16 protein-coding genes and 1 other RNA gene are annotated in these 22,512 nt (G+C 44.4%); 13 read left to right on the forward strand and 4 right to left on the reverse strand.

The annotated features are described in order from the left end of the window. Window positions 1-50 precede the first annotated feature (50 nt). From secG to ssrA, 5 genes are all read left to right on the forward strand, one after another. A complete protein-coding gene (gene secG, locus M1K58_RS08570) occupies window positions 51-287 on the forward strand; it encodes a preprotein translocase subunit SecG (protein ID WP_256758347.1) in 237 nt (78 codons plus the stop codon). A 128-nt stretch (window positions 288-415) separates the two neighbouring features. Beyond that, window positions 416-3,364: a ribonuclease R gene (rnr, locus tag M1K58_RS08575; RefSeq protein WP_256758727.1), complete on the forward strand. Its 2,949-nt coding sequence runs from the start codon at window positions 416-418 to the stop codon at window positions 3,362-3,364. Between the two features lie 155 nt (window positions 3,365-3,519). Next, a complete protein-coding gene (gene pyrB, locus M1K58_RS08580) occupies window positions 3,520-4,455 on the forward strand; it encodes an aspartate carbamoyltransferase (protein WP_256758348.1) in 936 nt (311 codons plus the stop codon). A 117-nt stretch (window positions 4,456-4,572) separates the two neighbouring features. After that, window positions 4,573-5,055: an SsrA-binding protein SmpB gene (smpB, locus tag M1K58_RS08585; RefSeq protein ID WP_256758349.1), complete on the forward strand. Its 483-nt coding sequence runs from the start codon at window positions 4,573-4,575 to the stop codon at window positions 5,053-5,055. A gap of 174 nt (window positions 5,056-5,229) precedes the next feature. Then, window positions 5,230-5,595, forward strand: a transfer-messenger RNA (tmRNA) gene (ssrA, locus tag M1K58_RS08590). A 356-nt stretch (window positions 5,596-5,951) separates the two neighbouring features. Here ssrA and M1K58_RS08595 read toward each other — a convergent pair. Continuing rightward, complete coding sequence (locus M1K58_RS08595) at window positions 5,952-6,257, reverse strand: hypothetical protein (RefSeq protein WP_256758350.1); 306 nt, start codon at window positions 6,255-6,257, stop codon at window positions 5,952-5,954. Between the two features lie 258 nt (window positions 6,258-6,515). Between M1K58_RS08595 and M1K58_RS08600 the strand changes: the two genes are divergently transcribed. The 6 genes from M1K58_RS08600 to M1K58_RS08625 all read left to right on the forward strand — a co-directional run bounded on the left by M1K58_RS08600 (window position 6,516) and on the right by M1K58_RS08625 (window position 12,098). After that, a complete protein-coding gene (locus M1K58_RS08600) occupies window positions 6,516-7,238 on the forward strand; it encodes a VCBS repeat-containing protein (RefSeq protein WP_256758351.1) in 723 nt (240 codons plus the stop codon). 667 nt (window positions 7,239-7,905) lie between these two features. Continuing rightward, complete coding sequence (locus M1K58_RS08605) at window positions 7,906-8,217, forward strand: S-layer homology domain-containing protein (RefSeq protein WP_256758352.1); 312 nt, start codon at window positions 7,906-7,908, stop codon at window positions 8,215-8,217. A gap of 430 nt (window positions 8,218-8,647) precedes the next feature. Beyond that, window positions 8,648-9,220, forward strand: coding sequence for a DUF1349 domain-containing protein (locus M1K58_RS08610; protein ID WP_256758353.1), 573 nt, complete (start codon window positions 8,648-8,650; stop codon window positions 9,218-9,220). 673 nt (window positions 9,221-9,893) lie between these two features. Continuing rightward, window positions 9,894-10,613 (forward strand): ABC transporter ATP-binding protein, encoded by a 720-nt coding sequence (locus M1K58_RS08615; RefSeq protein WP_256758354.1) that lies wholly within the window; start codon window positions 9,894-9,896, stop codon window positions 10,611-10,613. Next, window positions 10,610-11,344, forward strand: a complete 735-nt coding sequence (locus tag M1K58_RS08620) for an ABC transporter permease (RefSeq protein WP_256758355.1) — start codon at window positions 10,610-10,612, stop codon at window positions 11,342-11,344. Before M1K58_RS08615 ends, M1K58_RS08620 begins: the two co-directional genes overlap by 4 nt. Before the next feature lie 10 nt (window positions 11,345-11,354). Then, window positions 11,355-12,098 (forward strand): MerR family transcriptional regulator, encoded by a 744-nt coding sequence (locus M1K58_RS08625; RefSeq protein WP_256758356.1) that lies wholly within the window; start codon window positions 11,355-11,357, stop codon window positions 12,096-12,098. A 155-nt stretch (window positions 12,099-12,253) separates the two neighbouring features. Here the strand turns inward: M1K58_RS08625 and M1K58_RS08630 are convergent, their stop codons facing one another. Further along, complete coding sequence (locus M1K58_RS08630) at window positions 12,254-13,435, reverse strand: S-layer homology domain-containing protein (protein ID WP_256758357.1); 1,182 nt, start codon at window positions 13,433-13,435, stop codon at window positions 12,254-12,256. Window positions 13,436-13,713: 278 nt separating this feature from the next. Between M1K58_RS08630 and M1K58_RS08635 the strand changes: the two genes are divergently transcribed. Continuing rightward, window positions 13,714-14,235 carry an HPP family protein gene (locus M1K58_RS08635; protein WP_256758358.1) on the forward strand — a complete coding sequence of 174 codons (522 nt, stop codon included), beginning with the start codon at window positions 13,714-13,716 and terminating at the stop codon, window positions 14,233-14,235. 786 nt (window positions 14,236-15,021) lie between these two features. Here M1K58_RS08635 and M1K58_RS08640 read toward each other — a convergent pair. Both M1K58_RS08640 and M1K58_RS08645 read right to left on the reverse strand, forming a co-directional pair. Continuing rightward, window positions 15,022-18,552, reverse strand: a complete 3,531-nt coding sequence (locus M1K58_RS08640; RefSeq protein ID WP_256758360.1) for an HD domain-containing protein — start codon at window positions 18,550-18,552, stop codon at window positions 15,022-15,024. A gap of 24 nt (window positions 18,553-18,576) precedes the next feature. Next, window positions 18,577-19,425 (reverse strand): nucleotide-binding protein, encoded by an 849-nt coding sequence (locus M1K58_RS08645; RefSeq protein WP_256758361.1) that lies wholly within the window; start codon window positions 19,423-19,425, stop codon window positions 18,577-18,579. Window positions 19,426-20,098: 673 nt separating this feature from the next. Between M1K58_RS08645 and M1K58_RS08650 the strand changes: the two genes are divergently transcribed. Continuing rightward, window positions 20,099-22,363, forward strand: a complete 2,265-nt coding sequence (locus M1K58_RS08650; RefSeq protein WP_256758362.1) for a carbohydrate-binding domain-containing protein — start codon at window positions 20,099-20,101, stop codon at window positions 22,361-22,363. Window positions 22,364-22,512 lie beyond the last annotated feature (149 nt).

The raw sequence follows: 22,512 nt of genomic DNA on the forward strand, positions 1-22,512 counted from the left end.
ATCAGGTAGCGGCGTAGCCGTTTTACTTAGGGATTTGGGAGGTGTAAGCGATGGACGTCGTTCTTAAAATAATCTTGGTTATTTTCTCGCTAGGACTAATTGCAGTTGTTCTTCTTCAACGCGGTAAAAGTGCAGGCTTGTCTGGTGCGATCTCTGGTGGAGCTGAGCAATTGTTCGGTAAACAGAAGGCTCGTGGTATCGACCTGTTCTTGCAGCGTCTAACGATTGGACTGGCAATTGGTTTCTTTATCCTTTCTTTGGTGGTTGCTTATTTCGTTAAGAACTAGTCACAAGAAAATCTGGCAGGGAGCGTGAGCTTCCTGCCTTTTTTTGTGCATGAGATAAGAAGAATTATCCGGTTGCCGAGGATGCAAAATGTACATACTATACGTAGGACGAGGTGATACGGATGCCGATGTGCACAGAGCAGGAGCTGCTCGATTTTATGCGGGAAACCGCTTATAAACCCATGACTTACCGCGAATTAGAGAAACATTTTGGCATAGAGGACGCTATTGAATTTAAGACCTTTCTTCGTATGCTTACGGAGATGGAGCAAGACGGCAAGATTCTATTGACCCGTACGGATCGCTATGGCGTTCCAGAACGGATGAATTTGTTGCGCGGACGGATTCAATCCCATCCGAAGGGCTTTGCGTTCTTAATTCCGGATGACAAAGAGCATCCTGATCTTTATATTCATGCCAATGATTTGAAGGGTACGATGAATGGAGATATCGTGCTTGCGCGCGTATCTGCGAAGAATGAGAATGGCAAGCTTGAAGGCGAGATTGTTCGCATCGTTAAACGTGCTGTGACCCAGATTGTCGGTTTGTTCCATAATCATGAAAGCTACGGCTTCGTGGTGCCGGATGACAAACGGATTAATAAGGATATTTTTATCCGTGGGGAAGGCTTTAAGGGAGCGGTGACCGGACAGAAGGTTGTCGTTAATATTCTTACATATCCAGAAGGCCGTTCTGCGGCAGAAGGCGAGATCGTTGAAATTCTGGGGCATAAGGATGATCCAGGCGTCGACATTCTGAGCATTATCCGCAAGCATGGACTTCCTGAAAGCTTCCCGGGAGACGTGGTCGAGGAGGCTGAGGCAGCTCCTGATGCGATTACGGAGGAAGAGATCATTCAACAGGGTCGTCGCGACTTGCGGAATAAGGTTATCGTGACCATTGATGGTGAAGATGCCAAGGATCTTGATGATGCGGTTAACGTTGAGCGATTGCCGAATGGCAACTTCGTGTTGGGCGTGCATATTGCGGACGTGAGCTACTACGTGCGCGAGAAGTCCAAGCTTGACGAGGAAGCTTACAATCGCGGATGCAGCGTTTACTTGGTAGATCGCGTTATTCCGATGCTTCCGCATCGGTTGTCTAACGGGATCTGTTCGTTGAACCCGCAGGTTGATCGCTTGACGATGTCTTGCGAGATGGAGTTCGAGGCAGGTACGATGAAGCAGGTTCGTCATGATATTTTTACAAGCGTAATTCGGACGACGGAGAGAATGACCTACACCAATGTCCGTAAAATATTGAATGAAGAAGATCCAGAAGTCACTGAGCGATACGCGGACTTGGTGGATACGTTCAAGGATATGCGTGAGCTAGCTATGGGCTTGCGTGCCTTGCGGATTCGTCGCGGCGCAATCGACTTCGAATTCCAGGAATCGAAGGTTCTTGTGGATGAGCAAGGTAAGCCAGTTGATATCGTGAAGCGTGATCGTTCGGTCGCCGAACAGATTATCGAAGAGTTCATGTTAGTGGCGAATGAGACTGTGGCCGAGCATTTCCACTGGTTGAAGGTGCCATTCATCTACCGGATTCATGAAGAGCCTTCCGATGAGAAGCTTATGACTTTCATGCAATTCGCAGGTAATTTCGGTTATGCGGTTCGGGGTAAAGGAAATACCGTGCACCCGCGAGCGCTACAAACCTTATTGGAAGAAATACAAGGAACGAAGGAACAAACTGTTCTTAGTACAATGCTGCTGCGTTCAATGAAGCAAGCTAAGTATGATTCTGAGAGCCTAGGACATTTTGGTCTAGCTGCAGAGTATTATTCGCACTTTACTTCTCCAATTCGTCGTTATCCGGATTTAGCGATTCATCGGGTTATGAGAGAAGTGTTGGAGAACGGTGGCTTGCTACCGGACAACCGTTTTGATTCGCTGAATGCACGTATGCCGGACATCGCGTCTCAATCTTCGGAACGCGAGCGGGTAGCCGTTGATGCAGAGCGGGATACGGAGAAGCTGAAAAAGGCTGAATTCATGCTCGATAAGATCGGTGAGGAATTCACGGGTATTATTAGCGGTGTGACAAGCTTCGGTATGTTCATTGAGCTGGAAAATACGGTAGAAGGACTCATACGTCTAAGTGATCTGACGGATGACTACTATCATTTCCATGAGCTTCATATGGCGTTAATTGGCGAGCGTACGTCGAAAATTTATCGGATTGGCGATGAAGTGAAGATTCGCGTGGCGCGGGTTAACATGAATGATCATACAATCGACTTCGAAATGGTCGATATGAAGTCACGTAGCGGCAGTCGCGTAAGCTTCGTGGACGCACGTGGCCCAGGCTTCGACCGGAAGCGTAAGAAGCAGAATGCTGCGGGCAGATTTGTTGGTGTCGGTGGTGGTAATGCTGGCGGTCGTGGTGGACGCGGCGAACGTGGAGATCGCGGAGGCAAGGGTGGTAAAGGCGGCGAAGGACGGTTTAGCAAAGCTGGTCGCTCTGATGATCGTAGCTTGAACAGCGCTGCTCCGCAGGTCGGAGGCGAAACAACCAATCCTAACAGCAGACCGAAGAAGAAATCCCACAATAGATCTTCAGAAGCTGGTGCTCAGGCACAAGTTCAGACTCCGAAGGCTCAAGCGCCAAAAGCTCAGGCTCCAGCTCAAGCTCCAGCCGTGACGAATGCTCCAGCGACATCACCAGAAGTGAAGTCGAAGGGATTAGAGACATCAGGAGGCTCGAACAGATCGGGTGGCTTCAATCGGTCTGGTGGATCCAGTGCATCAGGTGCGTCGAATAGATCTGGTGGTGTGAGTGCATCAGAAGGTTCGAATGGATCGAGAGGCTCAGGCTCGAGTACTTCGGGCGGATCAAGTGCTGCTCCAGCGCGCCGTGGGAAGCTTGATATGTGGGGGCTTCCACGCTCCGGTAATTATCCGAAAAATGCGGATGATGGTACGGACGGAAGAATGGCTAATGATCGTAAGGGCAATAGAGGTGGAGGTGGTGGACGGCCGAAGAGTACTCCTAAGCCATTCACCAAAGCGGAAGCTTCGATTCCTAAGCAAAGTGGAGAGAAGTCCGATCGACGTAGAAAGCCAAAAGAATAAGTAATCATGAGCCTCCCGGACGTAATTGTCGGGAGGCTCTTTTTCTGCTCATTGAATGGTCAATATGAGGTGCGGATTCCATTTTACAAACTTCGCCGTATCTTATAGGATAGTACTTAGTGTGTACGGAGATGTATGTCGGGGAGGCTGACAGGATGAAACAGTATTATCATGTTCTTGGAGCTAAACAGTTCGATAAGGAAGAATTAGAGCAATTGTTTGATGCAGCGCGGGATATGGAGAAAATAGTCGCTCGCGGCGGAGACAGAAGACATGAAGGAAGAATAATGACGACGTTGTTCTTCGAGGCAAGCACGCGGACAAGATTATCGTTCGAATCGGCTATGCATCGGCTCGGAGGAAGCGTCATCGGTACGGAAAATGCTTCGCAGTTCTCTTCCGCGATTAAGGGAGAGACGCTGGAGGACACGATCCGGGTTATCAGTGGCTATAGCGATATTATCGTCATGCGTCATACGGAAATCGGTGCAGCTAAACGTGCAGCTGAGGTCGCTAAAATTCCGGTCATCAATGCAGGTGACGGAGCGGGTGAGCACCCAACACAGGCATTGCTGGATGCGTATACGATTCGCAAGGAGTTCGGTAAGATCGATGGCTTGAAGATCGCGATGGTCGGGGATCTAGCTTATGGTCGGACAGTCCACTCGCTAAGCTATATTTTGGCCAATTATCAGGACGTTATGGTGTACTATATCTCTCCAGACAATGTGCGGATTCCGGACAACGTGAAGAAGTATATGGAAGAGAAGGGAATCCGCTATGCGGAAACGAACGATCTGGATTCCGTTGCTGGCGAGATCGACGTTCTGTATCAGACTCGGATTCAGAAGGAACGTTTTCCATCGGTTGAGGAGTATGAGAAGGCTTCCGGGCAGTACATTGTGGATGCGGAACTGATGAGTCGGATGCGTAAGGACGCTATCGTTCTACATCCTCTTCCTCGCGCTGGTGAGATCGCTGAAGAAGTAGATTCGGATCCTCGTGCAGCCTATTTCCGCCAAGCTGTGAATGGTTTGTACATTCGTATGGCTCTGATTGACAAGTGTATTACAGAATCTCAAGGGAAATAGGCTAAAGTTGGTACCTGCTTTGTTGATGGCGTGGGTGGGCGCGTGCTATAATGAATGTCCGACGGTTGTTAAGCTGTCGCGCCATCAACGGAAGCTAGGTAAGGAAGGTGAAGGAAAATGGGCAAGAACTCGCAATACGATAAACCGTTAGCTCAGAACAAGAAAGCCTCTCATGATTACTTCATCGAGGACACCTATGAAGCCGGAATGGTGCTGACAGGTACAGAGATCAAGTCCTTGCGTACCGGCCGCGCGAACTTAAGCGATACGTTCGCCACGATTCGTAACGGTGAGATTTTCCTACACAACTTGCACATCAGCCCTTTTGAACAGGGTAATCGTAACAATCCGAGTGATCCATCCCGTGCACGGAAGCTTTTGCTGCATAAGGTACAGATCCATAAGCTTCTAGGATTGACCAAGCGTGATGGCTACACCATCGTTCCTCTTCGTATCTACATCAAGAACGGTTATGCGAAATGTCTGATCGGGTTTGGTAAAGGTAAGAAGCAGTTCGATAAACGTCAAGCGGATGCTAAGCGTGATTCCCAGCGGGATATTCAGCGGATTCTCCGTGAAAAGCAGAAGGTCAGCAACTAAGCGAGCTGGATGTACGGGGACGAAGTGGTAATACTGCCAACAATATTTTAGGTAATCGGATGTCTCCCGTGTTATACTAAACAAGTAAGCTAAGCAAGTTTGTTCTACCGTCATTCTTCGGAGTGACTTTCTCTGGAATGTCCAACCGCAGTATGCGGTGGCGACCAGCCATTCGGGGGCGTTTATGGATTCGACGGGGATAGAACGAGCGTGGGTAGCGGGTAGTAGGGCTGCGTCTGCTTCACTAACGCGGAAAGCCAATTAAACGGCAAACAACAAAACAACTACGCTTTAGCAGCCTAAGAAACTGTTAGCGTGCTTCTACCTTCCATCGCCCATGTGGCAGGCTAGGGGCTAACCTATAGTGGGATACGCTAGAAAGTCTCCGCCTGAGGCTCTCTAGAAGAAGACAACCAGGCTGACCCGAAGGGAATCCGGTGACGGGGAGTCTCTAGGGTGACATCAAAACTGTCACTACACCCGTAGAAGCACATGTGGCGTTGTCTTCGGACAGGGGTTCGACTCCCCTCGCCTCCACCATCATCAAAGCCAGCCGCAAGAGGCTGGCTTTTTTGCGTGGAAAAGAGGGGAGTCGATTACCCTGAATCCGAAGGAGGACACTGGGGTACGTTCCGCGCGCAGGTTTGCAGAGCAAACCGAGCACGGCATCTCATTCTACCTATAAGAACGTCATCCGCGAATCATCTTCGTCAGCCGTTTCAATGAAGAATGGGATATTCCTGAGCCGAATAAAAGAATCGCGACACAAGAAACCGACACGAAGTAGTCGTGTTTCGTTTGGGGAGCCACAGGGGAGTCGTCTCAGTGAGAAGGAGGACAATGGGGTACGATCGCGCGGAAGGTAGCGAAACAGTCTGAGCACGCAATTCAATTCTTCATGCCAATAAAACAATGACAAGCAATTCGAAGAGAACTAAAGTAAGGATCGCCGCTTCACTAGGTCCAAAAAAGGCGCGTTGTCCTGATGGATGAGAAACTCTTAAATAAACGTGTCTGTTGTCGACATGTACAATTACACCCTCGTAGGTATTACCGTCTAATGTCTGAACACGAACTCTCCTATTTACATGGCTACAGGTGATGTTATAAACACGATCGCGAATTGTTTTTAATGTGGACGCTACGGTAGGGTCAGATTGATACAGAACGTGATTTTGACCTGCTGGATGTTGCCAACTCATTAACATGACCTCCGTATATCCAAGAATCAGTACTTTTCATACTATGCATGTGCCTAGTCCGAAGTTCGTTACTTACTCTTGACCGCACGAGGTCAACTGATGCATGAGGTCAATGTTTTATGTGTGTAGCCAAGAGGGAGTTAAGGTCCGACATATAGATAAAACCTTCATATAGGTCATTGCATAAGATGTTATGGAAGGCAATTGCGGAGAGGTGGATTCATTATGGCTCGTGCACATATTTGGGGAAGTCACTACATGATCAGAAACGACACTGTCGTATTGGATGCGAAGTGGGGGGATGTAAATGGGGATGGAACGCCAGACCAAGTTTATTTGACAGGTAATCTTACAGAAGACATGACCAGCTCCTTTGTCCAGAATATACAACTGACCGTTATGGATGGACGCAGCGGTGCAAGATACACTAGCCAACTGAAGTACAATGCAGGTTATAACGCTCGCCTCTTCTTAGGTGATTTTACAGGAGAACGCGTGGATGATATCTTGGTAAGTATCGACTCTGGTGGCAGTGGTGCTTTTACCTACAATTATATTTATTCTTTTATGCAGAACGTGTTTTACGAGCTCTATAACAATGAATGGTTCTACGAAGCATACAGTGATGCCTCAGTTTTCTATGAGGACAACTACAAGGTTCGAATTGTAAATCGATCCTTGCAGAAGGAATTCCTTCTGGACATCAGCTTGCGCGACCCGTCGTATTTGTCTGATTTGTATGACTTGAACGGGAAGTTGAAAAAAACAGTTGAAGGTAGCGTGCTGGGCGTAAGCGGAGCATATCCGATCGACCTGCAAGGGGAAAGTGTATTCGAAATTTGGCCCTTCCAACGAGTGATCGGTTTATATAATGCTGATGCGTTGGGGTATTTGCAAACCCCGTTAAGCTGGAACTCAACAACTTCTAAATTTATCCCAATGTATCAGTGGGCTTCTGTTAACGGGAATGATACAAATTGATAACCAAATTTGGTTGAAGGTAGGGACAGGGAGTCTCTAGGGTGACTAAAACTGTGACTACGCTCAGTACAGGTGGCGTTGTGTTCGGGTAGGGGTTCGACTCCCCTCGCCTCCATCATCATTAAAGCCAGCCGCAAGAGGCTGGCTTTTTTGCGTGGAAAAGAGGGGTGTCGATTACCCTGTATCCGAAGGAGGACAATGGGGTACGTTCCGCGCACAGGTCTTCTGAGTAGACCGAGCACGGCATCTCATTCTACCTATAAGAACGTCATCCGCGAATTATCTACGTCAGCAATTTCAATGAAGAATGGGATACCCCTGAGCCGAATAAGAATGCGACACAAGAAACTAACACGAAGTAGTCGTGTTTGGGGAGCCAAGTGGCTTTTGCAACAAAGTAAAACCCCGATAGCAAGAGATCGGAGTTAAGCTTATACATATTATTTACTTACAAAATACAGAGAATCTGTATCAGGAGCAAAGCTATCAGCGGAATAACTCAGGGCTTGACAAACCGTCTTGGTAAAAAGATACTTGTTCGGAGTAGAGGCTGCTAAAATATTCCTAACAGCTTGCGATAGATCCGAACCGGAACATTACCCGAGCTGAGTTTGTATCGATTATCGTATGAGCTCTCGGTCTGCCTGAGCAGAGCGAGGTGTCTCCAATGTCGGATGTGAAGAGTAAGGATTGGTTCAACGGTGCGGTCAATACGGCGTATGCTTATGAATTGATTAGCGGTTTCGCAGACGGAAGCTTCCGTCCGAATGAGACGATCATGCGTCAGCAAGCGATGGTTTTTATCAGCAGGGCTATGGAGATTACCGGATTGAAAAGTCAATTGCCTTCCAGTGAATCTAATTTGATTTTGCAGGATTATGTAGATCGAAATGAAGCTGCAACTTGGGCGCTGCAGGGCATTACAAATAGTGTGCAAGCCAACATCGTAAAAGGTCGTACGGGATGCTGTTGGCGCTAACAGACACTGTTACACATGCAGAAGTGCCGATAATGATTCAACGTTTACTTCAGCAGTCGGATTTGATTTAAAAGAGGATCGTTGATTGAGGATGAAACTCGAGCTTGCCGAGTCTAGCTATCGTTGAAGATGCGGGTCTGCTAAGCGATGTTTGTTCGACATAAAAGTTGAACGCTATGAAAGGACGGTATCAGCCGTTTATGCTTGGTCATTCAGTCTGTCAGATAAAGGTTTCTGTGGATTGCAACAGCCCAGACCACAAGACAATAAGACAAAATGTTAGGAGTCTCGAATCGATTCACGGATCATTCTCCGTATATCTATGCCATTGTGGCAAGTACAAACGAGCTGTCCATCATTCGTAAGGACGATATGAGCGTGCGCGAATGAGAGTTATAATAAACATAAATGCAACTTTAGGAGAGATACTATGAATCTATTCGATAAGTGGTTGAATGAATCTCAGATCGATGAAAAGGATAATTTAATTCAAATCACGGCACCAGCGAAAACGGATTACTTTATCAGCCCAGAAAATGGACAATTAAATAACAATGCACCATTTTTCTATACGGATATACAAGGGGATTTCATATTGCGTGCCAAAGTAAGGCATGATTTCATATCAAAATATGATGCGGGCGCACTTTTTGTCATGGATAGCGATCATTGTTGGGCAAAGCTTTGTTATGAATATACGGATTTTAATACATATGCAGTAGTCAGTGTTGTAACCAACGGAGTATCTGACGATGCGAACGGCCAGAATCTAACAGATAAAAGCGTTTGGCTTCAGATTGGTAGAAAAGGCGATGCATATGCAATGCATTACTCCACAGATGGGACTCATTATCAGATGGTGAGAGTTTTTAATATGAAGGCTTCGGATACGCTGAAAGTAGGAATTGTTTCTCAATCGCCAGTCGGCGAAGGTATGGTCAGTGATTTCTCTGATATTCAGATTGAAAAAGTGACCATGAAAGAGATTAGAGTCGGCAAATAAAATTACAGAAGCTCTAAAGATGATATTTAATGTATTGAAGTTTTTTCTTCATCCTGAGATGAAGCGCATGCTAGAGAGCCTGGAATAATATTTTTTTAATAGTCATACCAATGAAGAGATCGACTCCTTTCGCCTCCATATGTTAAATCCACAACCGAGTCCGTTTGTGGATTTTGCGTTTCAGGGATATGAATCTTTAAGATAAGTTCAAAGTAACTGGCAACGAATTTCTTGATTTCGAGAAGGTTCCGAGCGTCTACATGGTCTTTGAATTTGCCTGAATGGTTAGTTGTTCGGGAGTTTCAGGCTAATTGTCTTAAAAAATAGATTATTCAATTCCAAAAGTGTTGGATCTTTATAACATCGTAAAAAATCTGTCAGATAAGAATATTGGTTCTCTCATTTGCATTATGAAGAAAGATTCAAAAAGAAACCCGACTATTTATCAAACTATGCTACAAAAAGGGAAATTATCCTCAGAAAAGTATAAGGCAATTGAACATTAGCAGCACTATCTGCTTCTTATTTGCCTTTCCTCGATTTTAACTATGTAGGTTCTGAATGTTCCTAATAGACAATTAATAATGCAGACGATTCAAACCCTCCATTAAACCACCACCCTATGGATCTTTTGTTACTGTTACTTCCTAAGATCAATTTAGGAGGTTAGATCATGATATTAAAGGTTGAAAATTTGTCGGTAACATACGCTCAGAAAACGGCAGTCAATCGTATTAGTTTTCATTTAAAGCCTGGGGAAGTCATTGGATTGCTAGGTGCAAATGGGGCAGGAAAATCTTCAACAATTGCTGCAGTGCTAGGCATTGAAAAAAGCACTTACGATGAGCTTGTTATCGTTGGTAAATCATTGATTGGCAATCGAAAGCAGATATTTGAACAAGTAGGGGTGCAGTTTCAAGAAACGCATTTCCAAGATAAATTAACTGTTTCTGACGCATGTGAGCAATGGCAATCACTTTATAAAAAAACGAATGACGTACCTGCTCTACTACAAGCCTTTGGACTGGAAGGTAAGGGAAAGCAACTTGTTAAATTACTTTCTGGTGGGGAACGTCAGCGTCTTGCCGTACTCCTCGCGCTAATTCCTGAACCGAAGCTTGTGTTCTTAGACGAACTAACAACGGGGCTTGATATCAAGGCTCGCCGTATGCTGTGGAAGCAGCTCTTAGCAATGAAAGAAAATGGATTAGCGATTGTATTAACATCACATTATATGGATGAGGTTGAAGCGTTATGTGATGAGATCTTAATTCTGTGTGAGGGTCAAACCGTCTTTCATGGAACAATTCAGGAAGCGTTAGCCGCTAGTGGGAATACCAAGCTTGAAGACGCATATTTACATTTTGCTGGTGAGGAGGAACAGTGGGGATGAAAACAATGTTTGCACTTTTAAAAATAGAGGGTAAGCTGGTATGGAAAGGGATTGATATTTTAATTTTTGGCATATGTTTTCCGATCATTTTAGCTACTCTGTTTGGATACTTACTTAGTAAAGATGCAACGGCAGGTTCTTCTAACTTTGAATTATCGTACGCGGCTGTTATAACGATTGGTGTGCTTGCAACGGGTGTAATGGGTCTACCATTAACCATTGCTGATTATCGACACCGAGGCATTCTGAAACGATTTCAAGTGACTCCGGTATCTCCTTTACAGATTTTATTTGCTCAAGGTCTAATCCAGCTTTCCTCTGCACTTGTTTCATTTATTGGTGTTACTCTTGTATATTATTTATTTTTTGATTATCAAATAGCAGGCTCCTGGCTTATGTTTTTGAGTGTATATGCTTTCGTTATTGTAGCCATGTACAGTATTGGTATTTTTATTGGCAGTGTCGTACCGGATCAAAAGGCAGCGAATATGTGGAGTTCTATCGCCTACTTTACGATGTTATTGTTCTCAGGTGCGACGATTCCATATGAAGTGATGCCGCGCCTCTTTCAATGGGTAATGGATATACTACCTTTGTCGCATGGTATTCATTTATTAAAAATGGTAAGTACAGGTGGAGAAACGGCGGGCATGACCTTACCAATTGTGATATTAGGTATTTGTACTGTTATCAGCTTGATTGGAGCATTCAAATTATTTAAGTGGAAGTAGGGGTTGAGGAATGTACCAAACCAAAGAAATTGCATCATTAGTTGGGGTACATCCCAACACCGTACGGATTTATGAACAATGGAGATATATCTCATCTGTTCCGAGAGGTGAGAATGCCTATCGTATTTATTCAGACCTGCACTTATTTCAATTAAAAATAGCTAGAATCGCTTTTCGTTGTGAGATTGTTCAGGGACTAATTCGGACAAAGGCTAGAGCTATCGTAGAAGCTAGCGGCAAAGAGGATTTTACTCTAGCACTAGAATATGCACAAAACTATTTATCTCATTTAGAACAAGAATATTATCGGGCGTTAGAAGCGATTGAACTTTCGGAGCAGTGGATGTGTGGAATAGAATCCGTATCTATTCGAACGTATACACGCAATGAGGCTGCTCAGGTTCTCGACCTCTCAGCTGAAGTCTTACGCAATTGGGAACGAAATGGATTAATAACAGTCTCTAGACTCTCTAATGGATCACGCTCATATACAGAGAATGAAATAAAGCGATTGAAAATGATTCGTACTCTAAGGGCGGCACATTATTCAACAAGTGCCATACTTAGGTTGATGAATAAGGCAGGGACAATGAGTGAGACTATTATTAATATTAAGAAGGTACTCGAAACACCTGAAGAGAATGAAGATATTATTTCGGTAACTGATCGATTAACCTATTCATTAGAGCAAGCCATGGCGTCTGCAAAGGAGCTTATATTGTTACTAAGAGCAAAGTTGTACTTAGAGTTATAACATTTCAGGCACGTTTTTGTCACAGACAAGAATCTAATTATTAAAAAAACAGACGCTGATGAGCTGCCCATGAAGGTGAGCATGTTCATAGCGTCTGTTTTTATTAAATGTGTTTCTAACGTTGTTGATGAAGTCTAACAATTGTCTGCCTTACTTTAGTATCCCAACACCCAAATCATAACATCATTATTGCTTTTTTTAGTTACTCTTTCTGGATACCTTGCCTTGTAATCAATCTTAAATTTCATATACAAAAGATCTTTTGTCGAAAAGGTTACCGGATTGGCCTCATCGGTTAACTGTTCGTACGTGTATAGCGTCGTTACGTTATTGACTGTTATATTCAAATCAAGCACTTGCTCGGATTCAACTTTTAATCTAACGAGCTTGGCTTTTTCTCCGTAATTTGGATCGAATGCGGCATAGAAAGTTTTATTGCCGGCTTTATTAGTATACAAGTTAAAATCGACCCCAACTCCAGAGTCAGGATAGATGTAGTTTATATCTGCATCGCTTGGAATTATATCTAGCAGATCTATCTTAGGCTCCCGAAGTGGAGTTTTTTGATAAATGTTATAGAGCCGATACAGAATCGTTGAAATTTCAGCGCGTGTGACCATCCGCGAAGGATAAAAATTGCCCTGCTTATCCATAACCATAAGTCCAAGTTTACTAAATCTATGTAGGGCTTCAGCTTTCATATATTCAATATCCGATGATACTTTAATACCGGAGCTGTTATTCTGATCTACACCGACGATCGGAGACATCGTGGATGCTGTTTTCCACCAAATATCATATTGTTTCCCGCTCAGGATCTTCTTTTTTACATCCTTTGTCTTCGCCAGTGTCTGCATGATCGATTTATCGCTTGGTATATCCATATACAAATCCAGATTGCTGAATAAAGCATCTAGAACCATCATCACTTCCCATCTCGTCATAACCTTATCTGGCGAATATGAAAAGGATTCCTTCAACCAATTTTGCTTGTCTGCGGCATATATCGGCCATGTTGTACTGTAGACCTCTGCAAATACCTTGCTTGCCCAGTGAGTTTTAGGAATGCCCGGAATGCTCTTCGGCTCGGATGCCCTTAAATCTGGAAATAGTCGATAGATCATTACGGTCAATTCGGCTTTAGTTATCGACTTGCCAGGCTTAAAGCTGCCATCCTCGTAACCTGCGATGACTTTACGATCGGCCAAGAAGTCAATCGATTGCCGTGCCCAGCTATATGATTTGTTGACATCAGGGAACGCGGCATTGGCTGGTGGTACAGCTAAAGAAAATAATAAAATAAAAGCAAACGTCGATAAAATCCATTTTTTAATCAATTTCAGCACTCCTTATTCTAGGTTGTTGGAATATGTCGACATTTCGACTTGCTAATATTACCACACGTGGACATGGAGCGTTAAATTAGATTTCCGCTATGCAGATTACGATTACCCTTGAGAGCACTTTCCTTAGAAGGAAGTATTTTAGACTTACTTATGATATATACGATAAATTATGATTATAAATATTGGGGCATCAGGTTCATCTGTATTCTATGCTTTCTTCTGAAATGTTAAATCTGTATTATAAAATAAATTGAGGTGTGGCAAGATAAATGAAAAGGCAATTCGTCCATTTTCTAACAAAAATGAGGGGTCAAGGGGTTTCGCCTCTAAAGGTTTCTAAAAAAGGAGCATTTCTTGGATTTATTGGAGGATTTATTGTCATTGGCATTCTGGCTCTATTTACTTCGATTTCCTCGGTAGTTTGGGTGATGGCGCCGTTCGGTGCAAGCTGCGTATTAGCGTTCGTTGTTTGGGACGCGCCGTTGTCGCAACCAAGGAATATTATTGGAGGTCATGTTGTATCAACAGCAGTCGGACTAGTAATCTCTCATTTAATGGGCGACTCTATTCTATCGCTTGCGCTTGGAGTCGGACTGGCCATCTCCTTGATGCATTTGACTCGAACGACGCATCCACCTGCCGGTGCGGATCCGATTGTTGTCATCATGGCGGGTAGCTCGTGGTCGTTTTTATTTTCTCCCGTTCTTATTGGGGCCGTGGTTGTTGTTGCTATAGCATTGATTATTAATAATTTGGATAGAGAGAGAATATATCCGAAGTTCTGGTATTAGGGAAGCTGTAATATATAAGGTGAATTAAGAATACTGACCACATGAGGTCAGTATTCTTTAATTTTCCTCGACCTTTAACTCATCTATTAATATCTTTCTAGAATGTTGCGATTGGTATATGTTATTTTTGAGTGTAATTTATCATTGCTCATCATATGATCTGCTCTCTTCGTCATACTTTATGCGGCTTATGGGCAAATCTGTCACTACACCCGTAGAAGCACATTTGGCGTTGTCTTCGGACAGGGGTTCGACTCCCCTCGCCTCCATACTGCAAATCCACAACATAATGGTTGTGGATTTTGTCCATTTCTGAGAAGATGTACTACTTAAACCTCGATTAAGCAAACAGGCTTAAGCTGGGAAGCAAATAAGTAGTTTCGCGTCCATATGCAGATAAGCGAAAAACACTGACGAGCATCGTCAGTGTCCTTTTGCGTCTATGGAGGTGTGGAATCCGGCCCTGTGGCCGAAGAGGACAGGGTTCAGTCCCGAGCGGACCGGAGCGTAAGCGAAGGGAGCACGCATCGAAAACTACTTCTAAGGTTGTCTCGTCGAATCGGTTTCGGTAGCAGGTTAAATCAAGATTTCGATACACCCTAACGCGTGGGGCGAAGCCTGAAGTCTAACCCTCTTGCTTCGACCTTACAAGTTCCATGCACGCCGTCAAGGTGTTTCCTTTCTTTTTCATTTTGCACCCATATATACCGTACTTTTTGTTTGTTGTGATCCAACTGGTGGCGATATTATACAATACTCCTATTAATAATCTGTTAAGAAAACCCACTACTGAAAATCCTCTGCTCTTAGATTCATCTCCAAGGGCGGCTTGTTCTTGAAATTCAAGTCGCGCAGCCGTTCCAGAATCTGATTCAATTCTTCCACAATACTTGAAGGCTTGCTGGTCCAATTGAGATCCCTAGAAAGTCCCCTTTTGATTCGATCGAGCATCCCGGGATACATCTTCTTCAAAGTTTCGGTATTCGCCAACAGCCAGTGCGTGAACGGGTGGTTAATATTGACAGGCAGTCTACCTTTCCTCAGAATACCGCTTCCCGCATACTCAATAAAGAACATGGGGGGATATTCGTCCATTTCTTCTCTTTTGGGATGCGCGGGAGCATTAATCACCACGGCATTTTCATGTACATGATAGGTCAAATTTAAGCCATGTTGGATAAGTGCAGCCATACAATATTCCAGAAAGGAAGCCTTCTCCCAATGGGTTGCATTAAAGGTTTTATGAAGTCCCAGCATATGCTTTCCTGGAATCGTGATTTTACCGCCTGCTTTTAGCAGGCCCCAGATTTCTGCTAAGCTCCTTTTCCCATGATTAGTGTCGATAACCTTCTCCGATGCCCACAGATTGTCTTCACGCATGCAATGATCTTTCATAATCTCACCATAGTTCAGGCTCCCGCTGGAATGTATCCTTGGAAAAATATCCATGTTCTTGTCCGGCACATCAATGCAGGCTAGCGCACGGGAAAAGGCCAGATTGATCACAGAGTAAATCTGCCAGGAAACCCCTCGTAATTCATCTCTCGATAGCGATAAATCGGGACGAAGCTGGTCCTTTAAGGCAAGGTAATAGAAAATAAACCCATGCCTTACCGGATTTATAATTTCCAATTTAATATTTTGGCTTCCATTAAGAGGGACATAGATTCCATTATGGGATAACCAACGATTCTCGAACTTGTTGACATCTAGCCCAATGAGACTCCCAAAGTCATCCCACTCCACCTCCATGGAGCATTTGGCTGCTTCACATTCATCGGCTTTCCGCCGATAGTCGATGGCTTCTTTGTAAAAACTACGCAATTTCGATGCTTTGCCGGTATGTATTTTCACATGATTCATGTGAGATTTAAAATTTTCCCATCTACGTTCGGATTCTCCGGGATCTTGATTCAGCAGGGCTTGGATACTGTAATAATATTCCCTTCCAAGACTAGAACGGGTGATAAAGTCCACGTGCTCGCAGAAAAATCGAATCTCGTCCAAATCGGTAGACTGATTATTAGATACAAACTGTCTTAACCTGTTGGCAATGTTCAAAATTTCATTTTTATTCCAGCCCAGCAGATCCATATCGCCGGAATCCGATGCACTGTCAAACCGCTGCACCCCTTCAATAAAACCTGCAATTCTATGGAGAATATAATGTGCCTCTCCATTTTGGTGCAATTCATCTATCTGAGTCATTAAACGTTGTTTCCATCTACGCAATTCATCTTCATCGTAATTTTGTCTTTTCAGTGTTTCGTATTTTAGAGTATCTACATAGTTGATCTTAAATACAGCTTTTCCATTCCCTTCGAGCTCCACTTTCAATGTCCGTTCAATGTGCCCGAGCGGCTCAAAGTATGCTCCCTTATCTGCCGCTGGAATTTCGATAAAGCCTACTATGCCTTGCCCCTCCAGGTTTTTATCTGGGGAATGAAAGGTCAGGTCCAGCGGCTCAATCCTGATCTTCAAGGGCTGAGAGAATCGGAACTTCGATGCCCGCTCGATCTGTTCCTGATGCTCCGGCAAGATTTCCAAGGCCAACCCTTTCGTCCACGGGTTCTTGACTAGTTGCTCATACTCTCCTCCAACCCGTTCCCCATTCAGCAGGATAGGTACCGGCGAGCATATGACGTACTCATTCAAGATTTTGCTCAGATCATAATCCCCCCGGTCCCGCTTCGGACTAAACCGGACAGCAATCGAAGTTCCATACTCAATCGGCGCCCTATAGTTCTCGGTTACCCTAATCCCATTCGGCATAGGGGAACCAATATGCTTCTCCGCCTCCTTCTTAAGGACAAAGAAAGAGTTCAGCCCCTGCATGCTGATACGTAAAGCGTTCCTGTTGTTCTTCTCTTGAAACCTGCGGGTACTGACTTCAATTTGGTCTCCAATGATGAAGCAGGACAGTACTCCGATACCGAACCGACTTATAGGGGTAAAATCAGTGGAGGAACGCTCCATCCAGTTCAGTTGATCGATCTTGAATTGCTCAGATTGGTAATAAGAACGGCCGACCTTTAAGAAATAATTCGTAAGGATCTCTTCATCCATGCCCATCCCGTAGTCATCGATCCGTAACCATGTATAGCCGTCCGAATCCACCCAAGTTGAGAACACTATCGGCTTGGGCACGAATGCAGCATTCCCTTTACTTTGCTCTGAGACTACCCGATGTCTGGTTGTATCTATGGCATTTTGGACTAGTTCTCGGATGAACACATACGGATCAGAGTACAGATTCTCCCCCATAAGCAAATTCAGGATTTGATCCTGCTCCAGGGTAAACCGGTATTCACCGTAGGTATAGCCCTGGCTTTTGATACCGTTCCGGTTGATGGTGTGAGGCAGCTTGAAGCTTTGCCACCTCGTGGAACAATACTTCAAAGCGGTGCTGCATTTCTCGAGCTCGTGCTCGATTGTGTTCAGAAACTGCCGCAAATCGTACTCTACGGCGGGTTCCTGTGGAGCGGCGATGAAGGAGATGGAGTACCGTTCCGCACGCTCCTTATCCTTGAACACAAACCCTTCCGAGCAAAGATGCTTTCGCCATTCGACGTCGCTCATCTCCTCCCTTCTGTTTCTTTGGTAGGACAAACCCAGATACTTGTATACTTCATCCGGGGAACGACTATTATCAAAGTCCAAAATGTCCGCAATCCTAAGCAGAATCGAACAAAACCGCAGATCAGCGTGCCCCAAAGCTTCTGTCTCCATTTTGGTGGACATACACACGGCTTCAATATCTTCACCATGGCTCTCACACAATAATGCCACCAGATCATTAATCGGGACCACATTCCACCGGATCTCATCCGTTTCGCCCATCAGGTAATGCTTACTTCTCTTAGGATGAATCCAACGGCAATACCATTCCGCTAACTCTTCGGGAACGCCGTGTCTATCTGATTCTACCAAACTTTGGTATTCTTTCAGCTGCAAGTGGGCTTTGGGATGTTTCTCCAAAAACTCTGCAAATTCAGCCTCATTCTGAATGCCGTTTTTCTCTTCAGGTGTAAAGACCATGCCGATATCATGGTAGTAGGCACTCATGAGCAACAATGCCGCTTCCAATACATGCAACTCCTGAAGGCGGTTGCCTAACAGCTCCCCCATAATTTCTACTACGTTCAAAGCATGCAGCTCATTGTGCAGCGTATAGGTGGGGAATGTATCCCGGACGAGCATCAATCTCTGCGAGGCCTTTACGAGTTCCTTCCGAACCAATGCCCTCTGCTCGTCACCAGCCTTCTCGTAGAAATACTTCCATAACGATGTATCTTCAAAATGCTTTCCAGTTTTCATGGCGGCCTCCCTCGTGGATAGCAATCAATTCCCTTGATTCTCGGAAGGATAGCTTTCCCATTCCTTTCGCTTCCATTCCCATATGTTGTGCTTAATGGTTTGCAACTCGCTGTCGAATCCGATCCATAAGCCCGACATCGTCTTGCCGTTCATTCCGATCCTAAGCTGGAAGGCACCGGAGTAACTGGCTCCACGATGCTTGTCCCGCCAAGTGCCGTTTAAAAAATAATCGGTGATGACTCCTTCCAGCTCATAGGTCCGGTCCGCTGCTTTAAATTCAGCCATGACGCGGTTTCCCTTCTGGATGATGTTCACATCGGTATCTTCATTCTTTTCCAGAAATTGTTGACTCTTGGTCCCCTCCAACATCCAACGTTCGCACCACTTCCCGGCAAGTGCAACTCCACTGTCGCTCTTCGCTTGCCGAACGATTTTCTTAAATTCGGTGCAGAACGGACCCACTCCAGCGTTCAAGTCGTCATCATCATCCGTGTTGATATATTTCCCCGGCATAATCCCTAGCAGATCGGAAGGCAAATGCAAATCCTTCGGGGCGTCATCGGGCACGACGAAAAACACACTCTCTTTCCCGAGGTAACCCATAAACAACCCAAGCTCGAAAATCACATTATCCCGGGCTGTGTGATATTCCATATTCCTAAGAATCGTGATGTCATCTGGAGAGAGAATGAATATTGCATAGTCATGCTTTCGCAATGTTGCAAGGAGATCGTCCAGGGTCGTACTGTTAATTCGGAAAATCCCTTGGGACCAAATAGTTGAAAACAAATCGTGTGTAAGCTGCTGCTGGATCGCTTCGGCTACCTTCAAACCTTCCACGGACGATCCAATGAACAATCGGGGCTTCCTCATTCGTCATTCTCCTCGTTAATCTGAAATATTGGTGAAAACAGATATGAATTAATATTATTAATTTACCAAGTATTTGTATAGAGCTTTCAACAAGTGACACAAAAAGGTTTATCATTCATTCCTTGATCTATGGTCGATAACAGGTGCCGACTCTTATATAAGCCAAGTGTCGAACACCCTATTCATTGGCCTCTATCCTTACTCACCTTAACTTGGAAATCGGACTTGTAGATATATGAAAGGCCGCATTCTCAATGAGGGGGACTATGTGCGTAAAGTTTATGGCTGAGGTTAAAATCATACGAAGAACAGCCAATTTCGATACTTTACAAAGAAATGATAGATTTTTTTCATCATTATTAGGGCTCAATGATTTAAGCCAACTTCCCAATGATCCTCAGCATCACACGTCGGCGGATTGTGGATTTGCTGATCCACGGTTCGCCTCCACCATCATCAACACCATCCGTATGCGGATGGTGTTTTTGTTTAGAAGCTTTTTAAACGCTTTAAATAATCGATTGATGTAAAGGGCGTACCTATACAAGGTGCAAGGTGGTCTGAAAGCACATTGCACTACTTTCAACTAACGTTCAACTTCATTTAAGTTCTATTTAAGAAAAGAGATATAGACTGATAGAGAACATAAACTATTGAAAGAAAGTGAGATGGTATGATGAAACGCACAATGTCCCTTATGCTTGCTTTAATATTGACAATGACTAGTGTGGTCGGGCTTGCCTTTGCTAGTACAACAACGAAGGAAACGGTTATTAAGCTTTCAGATACGGCAGTAACAGTAGATGGACAAGTGGCGTCAACGAGTTCTTCGGCAGCTGTATATACTGGAGCTACCATTGCATATTATGAGGACGGACATGACAGTAGTTATGGAGAAGGAAAAGAGTCAGATGCGCACAGCGCAGAGGAAGCAGCCAAGCATACAGTAGTGACCATTACGGAGCCTGGAGTTTATCGTGTATCTGGTAAGCTATCGGCTGGACAACTTGCAATTGACTTGGGAAGTAACGCATCATCTGATCCGACGGCAGTTGTAACACTTATTTTAGACGGAGTAAATATTACGAATACAGTGGCTCCTGGAGTTATCTTCTACAACGTGTATGAGCCATACTCAAGTACAGTAGATACAAAAGGAATTATCGATCTTAGTCTTGCAGGTGCACAGGTTATATTGGCGGACAATTCTGTGAACACTGTAAACGGCTCCTATGTCGCACGAATTTATAAAGAAGGAACAACGAAAAAACTGCATAAATATGATGGAGCTTTTTATTCTAAAATGTCCATGAACATTACTGGAGAATCTAAGGGGACAGGTGAGCTGCATATTACTGCTGCTAACGAAGGGCTCGATTCCGAGCTGCATCTGGCTCTAAACGGTGGTAAGGTTTATATTGAGGCTCAGGATGATGGAATCAATACGAATGAGGATGGGATTTCAGTTACGAGCATCAATGATGGGTATTTATACGTTAATGCAGGTCTAGGAGCAGAAGGTGATGGGATTGACTCCAATGGTTACTTGACTATTAACGGAGGAACGATTGTAACAATGGCCAATGAACGCAGTCCTGACGGTGGTATTGATGCTGATAAGAATATTACAATCAATGGCGGCTCAGTCATTGCATTGGGCACTCGTAATGATGCCACTTCTTCTACATCTAAGCAGACGTTTATTGAGCTATCCTTTGCTACCACTCAAGCGGCGGGTAGTACAATTTCATTAAAAGACGTGGCAGGAAATGAATTGCTAAGCCATACTGCGAAAAAAGCATTTCAAAGCGTAACATTCTCATCTGCTGATCTTAAGCTCAATACCGAATATCATCTGTACATTGATGGTAAGCAGCTGCAGTATACAGGAAACTCCTTCGGCATGATGGGTGGCGGCTTTGGTGGCAATCGTCCTGAAGGTGGAAACGGACAATTTGGTCAAGGTACGCCTCCAACAGGTGAGCAGCCTCCTACTGGAGCGACAAATGGACAAAAACCTGAAGGCACACCTCCAGAGGGAAGTTTTCCTGGTCCAAATGGTGAAGGTATGCCAGAAGGTGGCATGATTCCAGGTGGACAAGACAGCACAACAGTAAGTGGTGAAGGATCTACAGCATTCGTGATTACGGAATCCATTCATAGCTTTTCAGGTATTTCCGAGGCAACGGATATTAGCGGTAAAACTAAGGTTACCTTTACTGTCAATAACGGTGCTGGTATTCAAAGTGTAGCTTCTGGTGAAAGTATTGTGTTTGATGGAGTTACAGCGAGCACAGCTGTTCCTGAAAGTGATATTCAGCTGACTGTAACAGATGTGCCTTCAGAGAACTATTCTGAAACGTTTCTTTTATCTGAATTGAAGGGTGATTTCACCAAAATCATGCCTGAAGAGGATGGTCAATATCGTCTTACAATTGCGATAGTGTCCTCTAATGAAACACATACTGGAGTATCACAATGGCAGTTTGCAATTGGTGTGCTGCCCTTTACTGATGTAAATTCAAAAGATCCTTCCTACAATGCAATCAAAGCCCTATATGAACAGGGAATTATGATTGGAACGAGCTCAACTCGGTTCTCACCGAACTCTCCAGTAACACGTGCAGCTGCGATTACGACTCTGGGCAGAATGCTCAAGATTGAGCAAGTTGAATCTAGCAAGTTCAATGATGTTGTGAAAAATAGCTGGTATAGTGGATATATTGGTTGGGCAGTGGAAAACGGAATTGTTATTGGCGATGGAAAAGGGAACTTCATGCCCAATGCTAACCTGACTGTTGAGCAGATGAAGCTTGTGATATCGAGATATGTAGAATTGAGCGGATTAAATATTGCGGTAGACGATCTTTTCCCAAGCACCATTACGGGTACAATGACTCGTGCAGAGCTTGCAATTCTATTAAGCAAGCTACTATAGAAGATTTGTGCAGGCAATAGCATAAGAAGTATAACTAAAAATAGCCTGCTGCTTACAAGATAGAGAGTAAGCAGCAGGCTATTTTTTATACTGTGACTACACCCACGACGAAGCCCAGCACAAGTGGCATTGTCTTCGGACAGGGGCTC

Origin of the sequence: Cohnella sp. WQ 127256 (assembly GCF_024519285.1) — a bacterium.
In the GTDB taxonomy this organism is placed as follows: Bacteria; Bacillota; Bacilli; order Paenibacillales; family Paenibacillaceae; genus Cohnella.

Excerpts from the sequence above, each read along its gene's own strand:
- secG (WP_256758347.1), top strand. The coding sequence starts at position 51 with ATGGACGTCGTTCTTAAAATAATCTTGGTTATTTTCTCGCTAGGACTA.
- rnr (WP_256758727.1), top strand. The coding sequence starts at position 416 with ATGTGCACAGAGCAGGAGCTGCTCGATTTTATGCGGGAAACCGCTTAT.
- pyrB (WP_256758348.1), top strand. The coding sequence starts at position 3,520 with ATGAAACAGTATTATCATGTTCTTGGAGCTAAACAGTTCGATAAGGAA.
- smpB (WP_256758349.1), top strand. The coding sequence starts at position 4,573 with ATGGGCAAGAACTCGCAATACGATAAACCGTTAGCTCAGAACAAGAAA.
- M1K58_RS08595 (WP_256758350.1), bottom strand. The coding sequence starts at position 6,257 with ATGAGTTGGCAACATCCAGCAGGTCAAAATCACGTTCTGTATCAATCT.
- M1K58_RS08600 (WP_256758351.1), top strand. The coding sequence starts at position 6,516 with ATGATCAGAAACGACACTGTCGTATTGGATGCGAAGTGGGGGGATGTA.
- M1K58_RS08605 (WP_256758352.1), top strand. The coding sequence starts at position 7,906 with ATGTCGGATGTGAAGAGTAAGGATTGGTTCAACGGTGCGGTCAATACG.
- M1K58_RS08610 (WP_256758353.1), top strand. The coding sequence starts at position 8,648 with ATGAATCTATTCGATAAGTGGTTGAATGAATCTCAGATCGATGAAAAG.
- M1K58_RS08615 (WP_256758354.1), top strand. The coding sequence starts at position 9,894 with ATGATATTAAAGGTTGAAAATTTGTCGGTAACATACGCTCAGAAAACG.
- M1K58_RS08620 (WP_256758355.1), top strand. The coding sequence starts at position 10,610 with ATGAAAACAATGTTTGCACTTTTAAAAATAGAGGGTAAGCTGGTATGG.
- M1K58_RS08625 (WP_256758356.1), top strand. The coding sequence starts at position 11,355 with ATGTACCAAACCAAAGAAATTGCATCATTAGTTGGGGTACATCCCAAC.
- M1K58_RS08635 (WP_256758358.1), top strand. The coding sequence starts at position 13,714 with ATGAAAAGGCAATTCGTCCATTTTCTAACAAAAATGAGGGGTCAAGGG.
- M1K58_RS08640 (WP_256758360.1), bottom strand. The coding sequence starts at position 18,552 with ATGAAAACTGGAAAGCATTTTGAAGATACATCGTTATGGAAGTATTTC.
- M1K58_RS08645 (WP_256758361.1), bottom strand. The coding sequence starts at position 19,425 with ATGAGGAAGCCCCGATTGTTCATTGGATCGTCCGTGGAAGGTTTGAAG.
- M1K58_RS08650 (WP_256758362.1), top strand. The coding sequence starts at position 20,099 with ATGATGAAACGCACAATGTCCCTTATGCTTGCTTTAATATTGACAATG.